The sequence below is a fragment of the Kribbella pratensis genome (genome assembly GCF_004366075.1).
Taxonomy (GTDB): domain Bacteria; phylum Actinomycetota; class Actinomycetes; order Propionibacteriales; family Kribbellaceae; genus Kribbella; species Kribbella pratensis.
Window position 1 is genome coordinate 189,496 of record NZ_SODU01000002.1, and the last position, 12,469, is coordinate 201,964.

Annotated in this window: 10 protein-coding genes; 3 read left to right on the forward strand and 7 right to left on the reverse strand. The window is 68.8% G+C overall.

What is annotated here, in order from left to right:
- Positions 1-69 precede the first annotated feature (69 nt).
- Positions 70-753 carry a hypothetical protein gene (locus EV137_RS15815; protein ID WP_134129810.1) on the reverse strand — a complete coding sequence of 228 codons (684 nt, stop codon included), beginning with the start codon at positions 751-753 and terminating at the stop codon, positions 70-72.
- Positions 754-904: 151 nt separating this feature from the next.
- Between EV137_RS15815 and EV137_RS15820 the strand changes: the two genes are divergently transcribed.
- A complete protein-coding gene (locus tag EV137_RS15820) occupies positions 905-1,531 on the forward strand; it encodes a TetR/AcrR family transcriptional regulator (RefSeq protein WP_134011882.1) in 627 nt (208 codons plus the stop codon).
- Positions 1,532-1,550: 19 nt separating this feature from the next.
- Here the strand turns inward: EV137_RS15820 and EV137_RS15825 are convergent, their stop codons facing one another.
- A complete protein-coding gene (locus EV137_RS15825) occupies positions 1,551-4,796 on the reverse strand; it encodes an AfsR/SARP family transcriptional regulator (protein ID WP_166679901.1) in 3,246 nt (1,081 codons plus the stop codon).
- 85 nt (positions 4,797-4,881) lie between these two features.
- Between EV137_RS15825 and EV137_RS15830 the strand changes: the two genes are divergently transcribed.
- The gene (locus tag EV137_RS15830; protein WP_134129812.1) at positions 4,882-6,234 is read left to right on the forward strand and encodes a serine hydrolase domain-containing protein; all 1,353 of its coding nucleotides are present in this window, start codon (positions 4,882-4,884) and stop codon (positions 6,232-6,234) included.
- On the opposite strand, the gene EV137_RS15835 is transcribed toward EV137_RS15830, so the two are convergent.
- From EV137_RS15835 to EV137_RS15855, 5 genes are all read right to left on the reverse strand, one after another.
- Positions 6,231-6,674 (reverse strand): VOC family protein, encoded by a 444-nt coding sequence (locus EV137_RS15835; protein WP_134129813.1) that lies wholly within the window; start codon positions 6,672-6,674, stop codon positions 6,231-6,233. The two genes, EV137_RS15830 and EV137_RS15835, sit on opposite strands and share 4 nt — an antisense overlap.
- A gap of 36 nt (positions 6,675-6,710) precedes the next feature.
- Entirely contained in the window at positions 6,711-7,526 is an 816-nt protein-coding gene (locus EV137_RS15840; RefSeq protein ID WP_134129814.1) for an ABC transporter permease, read from the reverse strand.
- Positions 7,523-8,512: an ATP-binding cassette domain-containing protein gene (locus EV137_RS15845; protein WP_134129815.1), complete on the reverse strand. Its 990-nt coding sequence runs from the start codon at positions 8,510-8,512 to the stop codon at positions 7,523-7,525. Before EV137_RS15845 ends, EV137_RS15840 begins: the two co-directional genes overlap by 4 nt.
- A gap of 99 nt (positions 8,513-8,611) precedes the next feature.
- Positions 8,612-9,928: an MFS transporter gene (locus EV137_RS15850; RefSeq protein ID WP_134129816.1), complete on the reverse strand. Its 1,317-nt coding sequence runs from the start codon at positions 9,926-9,928 to the stop codon at positions 8,612-8,614.
- Positions 9,925-10,656 (reverse strand): GntR family transcriptional regulator, encoded by a 732-nt coding sequence (locus EV137_RS15855; protein WP_238175354.1) that lies wholly within the window; start codon positions 10,654-10,656, stop codon positions 9,925-9,927. The genes EV137_RS15850 and EV137_RS15855 overlap by 4 nt, the downstream gene beginning before the upstream one ends.
- 247 nt (positions 10,657-10,903) lie before the next feature.
- Between EV137_RS15855 and EV137_RS15860 the strand changes: the two genes are divergently transcribed.
- Positions 10,904-12,289: a S8 family peptidase gene (locus tag EV137_RS15860; RefSeq protein ID WP_134011866.1), complete on the forward strand. Its 1,386-nt coding sequence runs from the start codon at positions 10,904-10,906 to the stop codon at positions 12,287-12,289.
- Positions 12,290-12,469: the final 180 nt, after the last annotated feature.

Genomic DNA, 12,469 nt, shown 5'->3' on the forward strand with positions numbered 1-12,469 from the left:
CTGCGCCCGCGCCGCCGCCCGGCTGAGGCGGGAGCGATCGAGCGGGGCCGACTACTTCCTGTCCTTAGCTCAGAGCAGGGGCTCCGCTTGGGATTCCAGGGTGCGGGTTTTGTGGAAGGCGGGTGGGCGGATGTGCGGGCGGACCAGGGCTTCGACCTCGAAGTCCTCGAGGTTGAACTTGGTGGCGATTTCTCGGTAGGGCGCGCCCGTGCGGACCTGCGCGATGACGTCTTCGACCTGGACGTTGTCGACCATCGGACGGCCGTAGGAGCGTTCGGGGTTCACGATCACGTCGATGTCGTGGTAGATCACCAGCCGCAGCGTTGCGGCGTACCCGTCGTCGGACCAGCCGATCGCGGCCGAGCCGCGGCGCAGGACGCCGGGGAAGCCGCCCTGGCTGTCGCGGATCCGTTCCCAGCCCTGTTCCCGGCCCTCGGCGGCGATCTCGACCAGCAGGTCGCGGCCGTCGTGCGCGAGTCCCGACCAGGCCAGCGGATAGCGGCGACCGGCCCTCGATCGTAAGGCGATGGCGGCCTCGCCGATTGCGTGTAAGGACAGCCCGGTACGACGCAGGTGACGGAGCATGTGTGTCTCGACGAGGCCGGCGAACGTGATCGTCGGCTCGCCGCGGCCCCCGCTGCTCGCCTCCAGCGCTCCCGACCGCAACCAGTCCCCGAGCGTCGTAGCCGGCAGCCCAAGATGCAGCGCGGCCTCAGCACGCGTGTACAAGGGCAGGTCGAACCGTGGATCCACGTCTCACCTCTCAGCGAAGGCGGTCGCCGACCAAACGAGCATGCCACCCCACCAGCCCACCAGGGACTCGAGGGCGGTAACCCGGTTACACGCGGGCCGAGGGGTGGATAGGATGTCCGGGATCTGGCACGGGGTAGCGACAAGAGGTGTGATGAGGGAACCCTCCGTACGCCGTTATTCCGGGCGGTCAGTCGAGGAGTGGAAGGCCGCGCGCCGGGAACGGCTACTGGCTGCCGCGCTCGAACTCTTCGGGACCGAAGGCTATCCGGCGACATCCGTGGAACGCCTGTGCACACAGGCGAAAGTGTCCACGCGGCACTTCTACCACGAGTTCCAGAACAAGGAAGCGGTGCTCCTCGCGGTGCACGCGCAGGTGATCGAGCTGGCGGTCGGGACCACCGGGGACGCGCTCCGCCGGACCGCCGACCGGCCGGTGCGGGAGCGGATCGCCGCGGCGGTCGACTCGTACCTGCGCACCATCATGGCCGACCTCCGGCGGGCCCGGATCTCGTTCGTCGAGGTGGTCGGCACCAGCCCGGCGGTCGAGGAGCAGCGGATCGCGTTCCGGGAGCTGCTGATCCGCAACGTCCAGGCCCTCGGCGACTCCGCGGTCGAGCGCGGTGAGATCAAGCGCAAGGACTTCCGGTTCCTCGCGCTGGCGTTCTTCGGCGCGGTGAACACCGTCGTCTACGACTGGATGCTCGCCGACCCCCGCCCACCGGAGCAGAACGTCCAGCAGTCCCTCCGCGACCTCGCCGTCCAACTGATCACGGCTTAGTCAGTGGTATAGCGCGTCGTTAGTCCGTGGTGTAGCGCTTTCGGAGTTCGGCGACGGCGTCGGCGCGAGTCAGGGCCGCGCCTTCGCCGTACGCCGTCTCGTAGGTTTCGTTGCCCAGGGCATCGCGCAGCCGGTCGACGAGGCGCTGTACGTCGGCGTCCGGGATCGCCCGCGTGCCCTTGATCGCGGCGGCGAGACCGAGCGTCCGGGCGGCCGCCGACAGCTCGGCGGTGTTGGTGCCGGCGGCCAGCACGAGCGCGTCCGTCGACGCCTCGACGACGGCTGCCGCGACCGGCATGTCCTCGGTGCTGAGCGCCAGGCCGACCGCTTCCCGGCCGCGCCGCTGCGCTTCCTCGACGTCGCCGGCGGACGCATAGATCCGGCTCAGCTGCGAGAGGACCATCGACTGTCCATGCGGCGCCACGCGCTCCGCCGCGAGATCGAGCCTCGAGTAGGCCAGCTCCGCAAGCTCCTTGGCCTCGTCGAAGTTGCCGGCGCGATGCGCCAGTCGCGCCAGTCCGATGTACGCCATCGTCTGGCCGCCCTGGGACCCGGTCTCCTCGGACAGCCGGATAGCACGCTCCAGATCGGCGCGGGCGCCCTCGTGGTCACCGAGCTCGATGCGGCTCATCGCGCTGCCGCCGAGCAGTTGCGCGACGCCGTCCGTCGTACCGAGCTCCTCGACCAGCCGGAGTGCCTCGAGCAGTGACTCCAGGGCTTTGTCGTGCTCCGCGTGACTGGCCTGGTAGCCGGCGAGTCCGCGCAGCGCCATCGACGAACCGAAGCGGTCGCCGAGCTCGCGGAAGCCGTCGAGCGCGATCGTCAGGGTGGCCGCCATCTCGTCGACCTCGCCTTCGTTCTCGCGGAACATGGCGCTCGTCATCAGGCCCATGTTCCGGATCCAGGGATCCGGGTGCCGGGCCGCGGCCTCGAGCTCGGCGAAGCAGGCCGCCTTGTCCCGCCGGATCGCCGCCCACATCGCATTGGTGAACAGGCCGATCCCGGAGTCGACGAGGATCCGGTGCCGCCGGGTCATCCAGCGGACCGTGGCGAGTCCACGGATCATCTGCTGGAACGACGTTGACGGTTCCCGCTCGGTGGACATCCGGCCGAGCGCGAGCAGGTACAGCGCCTCGGCCTTGTCCAGCGGAACGCTCTTGCCCGGTACCGCGAGGGCGGCCTGCATCCAGCTCACCGCTTCGGCCGGGCGGCCGCTCATCGTCCAGTACTCCCCCAGGACGGCGACCATCTGGACGGCGACTCGCGCCGACCCGACGTCGATCGCCGTCCGGAGCGCGTCGATCAGGTTCTCGTTGTCGGCGGTCAGCCGGGCGATCCACTCGATCTGCTCACCGGTCCGCAGCTTCGGCCGCGCCCTGCGCAGCATGCGGCTGAAGTACATGGTGTGCGCGTGCCTGAACCGCTCGTACTCACCCGAGGCCTTCAGCTGTTCGGCGCCGTACGCACGGACCGTCTCCAGCATCCGGTAGCGCACGGACCTCTCGTCGGCCGCCGCTTCGACGAGTGACTTGTCCACAAGGGATGCGAGTACGCCGAGCACGGACTCGGCGGGGATGCTCTCGTCGCTGCAGATCTGCTCGGCCGCATCGAGTGTTGCGCCGCCTGAGAACAGCGAGAGTCGCCGAGCGACGGCCTGCTCGTCCGGGTCCAGCAGGTCCCAGCTCCACTCCACGACCGCTCGCAGCGTCTGGTGGCGCGGCAGTGCGGTCCGGGAACCGCTCGTGAGCAGCCGGAACCGGTCCGCGAGCCGGTCCACGATCTGCGGCGGGTTGAGCGCCCGCAGCCGAGCTGCCGCGAGCTCGATCGCCAGGGGCATCCCGTCGAGTCGCCTGCAGATCTCGGCGACCGCCTCCCGGTTGGCGTCGGTGAGCTGGAAGTCAGGACGTACGGCACGGGCGCGGTCGACGAACAGCTGCATCGCCGGGTACTCGTCGGTGATCGAGTCCTCTGGGGGAAGGCCGAGCGGACCGACTGGATGCAGATGCTCACCGGGGATGCTCAGCGGCTCGCGGCTGGTGGTCAGGACCCGGAGTCGCGGGCACGACGCCAGCAGGGAGTCGACCATGCCGGCGACCTCTTGGACGAGGTGCTCGCAGTTGTCGAGGACGAGCAGGATCCGGCGGTCGCCGATGACCTCGACAAGTCGCAGGGTCGCGGCCCGGCTCGTCGGAACGTGTTTCGGCCCGAAGGGTGTCGACGGCAGGTCGACGTACTCGCTGGCGCCGAGCGTAGACAGGACAGCAGGCGCCACATCGGCTGCGTCACCGAGTGGTGCGAGCTCTACGAACCAGATGCCGTCGCCGGACTGGCCTACGAGCGTCCTACCGGTCTCCGTGGCCAGTCTGGTCTTGCCGGCACCACCTGGTCCGACCATGGTCACCAGACGGGTCCCGTTGCTCAGCAGACGCGTCAGCTCCGCCACGTCTTCGCGGCGACCGACAAAGCTCGTCATCGGCGCGCGCAGGTTGCTGCGGGGCGGTGCTGGCGCTGGCACGGTGGTTGTCTTCGCAGTCGGGTCTACTGCGTCACCACGCAGTACCGAGACATGCAGGTCGCGCAGGCGGGTGCCGGGGTCGGCTCCTAGCTCGTCAGCCAGTGTGGTCCGGATACGTTCGTACGCCGCCAACGCTTCCGCCTGGCGGCCGTCGGCGTACAGGGAGCGGATGAGGAGCTCGTGCACGCGCTCACGGAGCGGGTGGGTAACGGCGAGCTGCTCGAGGTCGGTGATCAGGTCGCGGGCGTGACCGCAGCTGACGGCTGCCTCGGCCTGGTCCTCTGCGGCGCCGAGGCGCAGCTCGGCCAGCCGGTCCGCCTCGACCGCGGCGAACGGGAGGTCGCGCAGGTCGGTGAGAGCGTCGCCGCGCCACAGCTTCTCGGCCTGGGTGAGGAGCGTGTGCGCCTGCTCCGGGTCGGACGTGAGGAGCGCACGCCCCCGCCGTACCAGCTCTTCGAACTGGAGGGCGTCGACGCAGTCCGGGCCGATCGTCAGCGTGTAGCCCGCCGGACCGGACTGGACGGAGATGCTCGACTCGGTGGCCGGCAGACTTGCCCGCAGCCGGGACACGAGCGACTGCAGAGCGTTCGCACTCGGGGCTTCACTTCCCCACAACCCGTCGACCAGGGTCTCGACGCTGACCGGCCTGCCCGCGCTCAACGCCAGGCGCGCGAGCAACCCGCGCAGGCGGACGCCGCGGATGTCGAGCGGAGTCCCATCGGCCGCCCACATCGCGAGAGGCCCAAGCACCGCTATGCGCACCCCACCAGCCTCGCACATCCGCCCGACCAAACACCCGTGCCTTTTGTCATTCCGGAGCTTAAGGTCGGGAGCCGTGACTGAAATCGCCGCGCAGACACAGGTCGCGCTCTCTCGCATCGTCGCCGAACGTCAATCCAAGGGCCGGGTTCCCGGGGTGGTGGGCGCCGTCGCCCGCGCCGGGTCGCTCGTCTGGTCGACCGGGGTCGGGTCCGCCGACCTGGACAATCCCGGCGTACCGCCGACCGCGGACTCGCAGTTCCTGATCGCGTCGCAGAGCAAGACGCTGACCGCGGTCACGATCATGGCGTTGCGTGACGAGGGCAAGCTCAGCCTCGACGACCCGATCGAGAAGCTGATCGGTGACAGCAAGCACGAGGGCATCACCGTCCGGCAGATGCTCAGCCACGCCAGCGGGATGCAGCGCGAGCCGGTCGGTGACGTGTGGGACCTGATGAAGTTCCCGTCCCGCGAGGAGCTGGTGCCGGGCTGGAACGCCGCCGAGCGGATCGGCAAACCGCACCACCGTTTCCACTACTCGAACCTGGTGTTCTCACTGCTCGGCGAGATCGTCGCGCGGATCGACGGGCGGTCCTGGTACGACGCGGTGAAGGCGCGGATCCTGGACCCGCTCGAGATGCGCCGTACGACGGTCGGGATGGACGGCGGCCCCGCGCAGACCGGGTACTACGTGCCGCCGTGGTCCGACGTACCGGTGCGGGAGCCGCTGCTCGACATCGGCGCGATGGACGCGTGCGGTGGGCTCGCGTCGACCGCGGAGGACCTGGCGAAGTGGGCGATGTTCATTGCGAACCCGGTCGACGAGGTGCTGTCGAAGGACACGCTGGACGAGATGTGCCAGGTGCAGATCATGGCCGACGTGGACCGTTGGCAGCTCGCGTTCGGGCTCGGGTTCATGCTGCTGCGCCGCGGCGACCGGCTGTTCGTCGGCCACGACGGCGGTATGCCCGGCCACATCACGTCGACCTTCGTCGACCGCTCGTCCGGTACGGCGGGGATCGCGCTGTTCGGCGCCACGTCGTCGCCGGCGCCCAGCGCGCTGGCCACCGACCTGATCATCAAGGTCCTCGAGGACGACCCGCTCCCGCCGGAGCCCTGGGTTCCGGGCACAGAGGTCCCCGCCGAACTCGCCGGCGTCCTCGGCACCTGGTTCACCGAAGGCTCGCCGTTCGTGTTCTCGGTGAAGAACGGCGTACTCGAGGCCAAGTCCCCGGCCGCCGCCGAGTACCAGTCCCCCGCGGTCTTCGAACGCCTCTCCGAAGACACCTACCGCACCGTCTCCGGCCGCGAAACCGGCGAACTCCTCCGCATCACCCGCGACCCCTCCGGCACCCCCGCAAAGTTGCACTGGGCAACCTACCTCTGCACCCGCCAACCCCTGGCCTTCGCCGACATCATTCCGCGCTAGACGACGCAGAAGTCGTTGCCTTCGGGGTCCTGCATCCACAGGTGGTCGAGGGTGGTGGAGTTTTCCATGGGGATCTCGCGGACGAGGGTGGCGCCGGCTTCGATGAGGGTTTCGGCGGTGGCGCGGATGCGTTGTTCGCGCAGGTGCTGGGGGACGGCGCGGCCGCCTGCTACCTGGAGGTCCAGGTGCAGGCGGTTCTTGACGGTGCGGGGCTCGGGGACCTTGAGGAACGAGATGCTCGGCAGAACGCCGTTCGGGTCCGAGATCGAGGCGCCGTCGTTCCACTCGTCCTTGGGGACGTTCAGGTCGGTGAGCCAGTCCTCCCAGGTGTCCCAGCCTTGCGGCGGATCCGCCTCCGTGTAGCCGAGCGCCGTACACCAGAAGCGCGCGACGAGGGCCGGATCCGCGCAGTCGATGGTGAGCGTCCAGTTGGTCGTCATACCGGCCACTGTGCCGCTCACCACCGACAATTTTCCTCAGGTACGGCGGCGGTAGGCGCGGATCGCCAAGGGCGCGAAGACCGCGACCAGACCGACCATCCAGGCCAGCGTGATCAAGAGCGGCTTCTGGAGTGCACCGCCGCCCATCAGGGCGCGCTCGGTGTCGACCAGGTACGTGATCGGGCTGACCTTGGTGAAGGCCTGCAGGAAACCGGGCAGCGTGCTGGTCGGGACGAAGATGTTGCTGCCGAAGGTCAGCGGGAACATCACCAGGAAGGCGATGCCCTGCACGCCTTGGGCGGTCTTCATGACCAGGCCCAGCCAGACCCAGATCCAGCACATCGACAGCGCGAACAGCAGCACGATCAGCATGCCCAGGAGGCCGTTGCCGACCCCGTTGTCGAAGCGGAAACCGAGCACGAACCCGCTCGTCATCAGGATCACGATCGACAGCGAGTAGCGGACCGCGTCTCCGAGGACGGCACCGATCAGCGGCGAGACCCGGGCGATCGGCAGGCTGCGGAACCGGTCGAAGACGCCCTTGGCGAAGTCGTCGTTCAGACCGACCCCGGTGCCCATCGTCGCGAACACCACGGTCTGCACGAGCAGGCCGGGCAGCAACTGCGGCAGGTAGCCGCGCCAGCCGCCGCCCCCGGCGATCGCGCCTCCGAAGACGAACAGGAACAGCGCCAGAAAGATGATCGGCTGGAACGTCACGTCCGCCAGGGCTTCCGGGTTCTGCCGGATCCGGACGATGTTCCGCCAGGCGAGTGTCAGGCTCTGCTGTACCCAGGCGAACGGCCGCGAGCGGTGGCCCAGGTGCGCGGCGGGTTCAAGAGTCGCAGTGTTCATCGGCTCGCTCCTTCCAGTACGGCGTCGGGCTGCTTCTCTTCGGCGGTGTGCCCGGTCAGCGCCAGGAACACCTCGTCCAGGCTGGGCAGCCGCAGCGACAGCTCGGTCACCGCGATCCCTGCCTCGTCCAGCCGCCGTACGACGACCGGCATCGACGAACCGTCGCTGACCGGAACGCTGACGAGGGTGTTCACCACGTCGACGTTCGGACGTGACCCGGTCGACTCGGCGACGATCGCGGCGACCCGCTCGAGGTGGGCCGGCTCGGCCGGCCGGACATCCAGCGACTGCTTGCCCGCCTGCGCCTTGAGCTCGGCGGGCCGCCCGTTCGCGACCACGGAGCCCTTGTCGAACACCACGATCGAGTCGGCCAGCGCGTCGGCCTCTTCCAGGTACTGCGTGGTGAGCAGGACCGTGGTGCCGTCGAGCACCAGGTTGCGGACCGTTTCCCAGACGCCGTTGCGGGCATGCGGGTCGAGTCCGGTCGTGGGCTCGTCGAGGTACAGGATGCTCGGGTTGCCGACCAGGCTCGAGGCGAGGTCGAGGCGGCGACGCATACCGCCGGAGTACGTCTTCGCGGTCCGGTCACCGGCGTCGACCAGCTCGAACCGCTCCAGCAGCTCGTCCGCCTTGGCGCGGGCCTGCGGTCGCGAGTAGCCGAGCAGGCGGCCGATCATGATCAGGTTGCGGCGGCCGGACATGTCCTCGTCGACAGAGGCGTACTGCCCGGTCAGCCCGATGATGCTGCGGACCTTGCCCGCCTCCCGTACGACGTCGTACCCGCCGACGGTGGCCTGGCCGCTGTCCGGCCGGAGCAGCGTGCCGAGGATGCGGACCGCGGTCGTCTTGCCGGCGCCGTTCGGGCCGAGGACTCCGAGGACCGTGCCGGTGGGCACGCTCAGGTCGACGCCGGCAAGCGCGGTCGTACTGCCATATTTCTTGACCAGACCGACCGCCTCGATGGCGACCTGGTTCGTTGTGGTCATCGGTTCCTCCCAGCTTTCGCACTTCACTGGGACTACCGTGCCGCGGAGGCCTGGCACCGCTCTGGCACTCGGCTGTCAGGCCGTGACAGCGCGCTGGTATCAGCCCTTGAGCGGGACGATCTCGTTGGCGAGCAGGGCCTGGTAGGCCTCGGGGTTGTACCGTGCCAGGTTGCCGCGGGCCTTCCGCCGGTACTTGAGGATCTGCCGGGTGCCGATCGCCCACAGCACGTACTGGAACGCCAGCGCGAACTTGAAGTCGTCGATCGCCTGCGGTGCACCACCTGACGACGCGTCGAGCAGTACGCCGACCATGCCGATGCAGATCAGGGTGGCGATGAACCCGCCGGTGTTGACCATTCCGTTGGCCGCACCGAACCGCGTTGTGGGGTTGAACGTCCGCGCGTAGTCCAGACCGAGCATCGAGCCCGGTCCGCCGGCCGCCTGTACGACGATGAGCGCGAGGAGCACCGGCAGCGGCGCACGACCCGGCCAGAGCAGTACGACGGTCCACATCACGACCGAGCCCGCGATCACCGCCAGCACGATCCACGAGCGGTAGAACGGGAACTTGGCGGCGTACCGCCCGACCAGCGGGCCGTAGCAGAGCCCAGCCAGCACAGGAATGATCAGCATGGCCGCAGCGGTCGTCGGAGCGAGTCCCTGTCCCTGTACGAGGAACGGGTAGCCCCAGAGCAGTCCGAACGTGCTCCCGGAGAAGCTGGTGGTGAAGTGGGTCCACAGACCGAGTCGCGTACCCGGCTCCTGCCAGGCACGGCGCAGGTTCTTCTTGACCTCGTGCAGCGGCTGCTTGGCCCGGCGGAGCGGTTCGTCGTACGGCGTGTCCTTGATGAGGAACAGGACGAGTAGACCGGCCAGGAGGCTCAGCACGCTCGCACTGGCGAACGTGGTCGTCCAGCCGAAGGCGTGGAAGGCAGCGGCCATCGGCACGGTCGACATGATCGCTCCGAGGCCACCGAGCATTCCGGTCGCCTGCGACATCACAGGCTGCCGTAGCGCGGGGAACCAGGACATGACTACACGCAGCACGCTGATGAAGACCAGTGCGTCGCCTACACCCAGTACGGCGCGTGCGGCGAGCGCAGCGGGGTACGAGTCGACCAGGCTGAAGGCCGACTGCGCTACGAACAGTAGTCCGGACGCGGTGATCAGGAGGCGCTTGGAGCCGTACCTGTCGAGTAGTACGCCGACTGGGACCTGCATGGCGGCGTACACCGTGAGCTGTACGACGGTGAAGCTCGCTAGAGCGGATGCGGAGATGTCGAAGCGTTCTGCGGCCTGGAGGCCGGCCACGCTCATCGAGCCGCGGTGCAGCACGGTCACGAGGTACGTCAGGACAGCAGTGGCCCACACCGCCCAGGCTCGCCGTCCGCCCAGGGGGAAGAGGAGTTCGGTCACCGAGTGCCCCGCAGATCGCTCGCGGCTTCGGCAATGTGGGCGATGACGAGCTCACGGAAGCGCTTGACGCTGTTGGCGCCGAGCGCGTCGATCATCTCCTGGTGCGCGGTGATGGACTTGTCCATCCGCACCGGCTGGACCTCGATCCCGGGCACGCCCATCCGGACCTGACGGTCCCGCAGGCTGTTGTAGAGCTTCGCCAGGATTTGGTTGCCCGCGGCATCGACGATGGCCTCGTGGAAGGCCCGGTCGGCCTCCAGGAAGCTCTTCGCGTCACCGGCCTTGCGGTGCGCGCGCATCTCGTCGACGCGCTCGGTCAGCGTCTCGATCAGCCGCTTGCGCCGCGGCCAGACCTTGGCGGCCGCGTGCGTCTCGATCAGCTCGCGGGCCTCGAGGACGTCGTCGATCTCCTGCGGCAGCACCGGCAGGACGAGCGCGCCGCGCTTCGGGTACAGCTTGACGAGGCCGGACTCCTCGAGGCGGAGCAGCGCCTCGCGTACCGGCGTACGGGAAACACCGACCGCGGTCGCCAGCTCACCCTCGGTGACCAGCTCGCCGCCGGGGTAGACGCGGTCCAGGATCGCGGCCTTCACGTACGCATACACGCGCTCGGCCGCGGGGATCTTCTCCACCCCCGGCGCCGCCTCGACGACCACGCGAGCGATCTCCGCGGTCTCGTCACCCAAGATCAACGCATCCGGCGCCTGCGCCGGCTCCCCGCCTACCACTGAACTCCCACCCATACGGCTCGTATCTCTGTTGTATCTATCTTACACACAACCTAATCCACCGCTGAGGCCGGGTATTCCCCAACTTGTCCACGAGTTATCCACAGGCCGATCCACAGGATGTGGGGAACTGAGAGTGATGCAGGGTTTCCCGTGTGTTGGGGATGAAGGACTCCGTCTGTGGCGAATCCGTCCTAAAGTCTCGGCATACCGGGCCCGTCCGCCCGGTCAGCCCTGAGGAGGCATCTTGTCCCGAACGTCTCGCCCCCGCCGACTGGCGGCCGGCCTCTCCGCCATCGCCCTGGCGTGTGTGTCGCTGGGTGCCGCGACCACGGCGCAAGCCGACCCGGCTCCCGGCCCGCTGATGAACTACGTGGTGAACACGAAGGCCACGCCCGGTCACGTCCGGAAGACCGAGGATGCGGTAAAAGCGGCCGGCGGAACCGTCCTGGTCTCGTACCGGCAGCTCGGCGTGGTGATCGCGCAGTCGACGAACCCCGACTTCAAGACCGACGTCCGCGTTTCGCGTGACGTGCAGTCGGTCGGCGCCACCCGGACCGCCGCGGTCAGCGAAGGCCCCGGCGGGCTGAACTCGAACGACCTCGCCGACGCGACCCCGGTCGCCGACCCGCGTGAGGGCGAGCAGTGGGACATGGTCCAGATCAAGGCGGACCAGGCGCACGCGGTGACCGACGGCTCCCGGAACGTGCTGGTCGGCATCAACGACAGCGGCGTCGACGACACCCACCCCGACCTCGCGCCGAACTTCGACGCGGCGGACTCGGTCAGCTGCGTGAACAACGGCGTACCGGACACCACCACGGGCGCCTGGCGGCCGACGACCAGCGCGCACGGCACGCACGTGGCCGGCACGGTCGCCGCGGCCCGGAACGGCGTCGGGATCGTCGGAGTCGCACCCGGCGTACGGATCGCATCCGTCAAGGTCGTGAACGACGCCGGCTTCATCTACCCGGAGTACTCGATCTGCGGGATCGTGTGGGCCGCCCAGCACCGGATGGCCATCACGAACCACAGCTACTTCATCGACCCGTACGAGTTCTGGTGCAATGACAACGGGGACCAGGGCGCGGTGCAGGAAGCCGTACGGCGCGCGTACGCGTGGGCGACCGACCAGGGCACCCTCTCGGTCGCGGCGGCGGGTAACTCGAACTACGACCTGTCCAACAAGACCACGGACGCCAACAGCCCGAACGACTCGACCGCCGTCACGCGGACGATCAACAACGACTGCCTCGACATGCCCACCGAACTGCCAGGCGTCATCACCGTCGCCAGCACCACGCAGGCCCGCGTGAAGAGCAGCTTCTCCAACTTCGGCCTGAACAAGATCGACGTCGCCGCCCCCGGCAGCTCGATCCTGTCCACAGTCCCCGGCGGCTACGCCAAGTTCAGCGGTACGTCGATGGCGTCGCCGCACGTCACCGGCATCGCGGCCCTGATGAAGTCCACCCACCCGTGGTGGGGCCCACGCGACATCGAGCGCGCCCTCCACCAGGAAGCGGACGACACCGCCTGCCCCACCACCCCCGACCCCCGCTGCACCGGCACCACCGCCAACAACGCCTTCTACGGCGAAGGCATCGCCGACGCCCTAGACGCCGTAACCCCCTGAACCGAGCGGGGGTCCCCCGCCCGGGACCCCCGCTCACCGCAGGAACTGGCTCACCGGGAACTGTGGTTCGCCGGGAATGTGGTCTGCCGGCGAACTGTGGTTTAGCCCGGGAAACTGAGGTTTGCCGGCGACGAAGAGATGTGGATTGCCGAGGAAACTGTGGTCATCCCACGCGGTGCT

Excerpts from the sequence above, each read along its gene's own strand:
- EV137_RS15820 (WP_134011882.1), top strand. The coding sequence starts at position 905 with ATGAGGGAACCCTCCGTACGCCGTTATTCCGGGCGGTCAGTCGAGGAG.
- EV137_RS15835 (WP_134129813.1), bottom strand. The coding sequence starts at position 6,674 with ATGACGACCAACTGGACGCTCACCATCGACTGCGCGGATCCGGCCCTC.
- EV137_RS15845 (WP_134129815.1), bottom strand. The coding sequence starts at position 8,512 with ATGACCACAACGAACCAGGTCGCCATCGAGGCGGTCGGTCTGGTCAAG.
- EV137_RS15840 (WP_134129814.1), bottom strand. The coding sequence starts at position 7,526 with ATGAACACTGCGACTCTTGAACCCGCCGCGCACCTGGGCCACCGCTCG.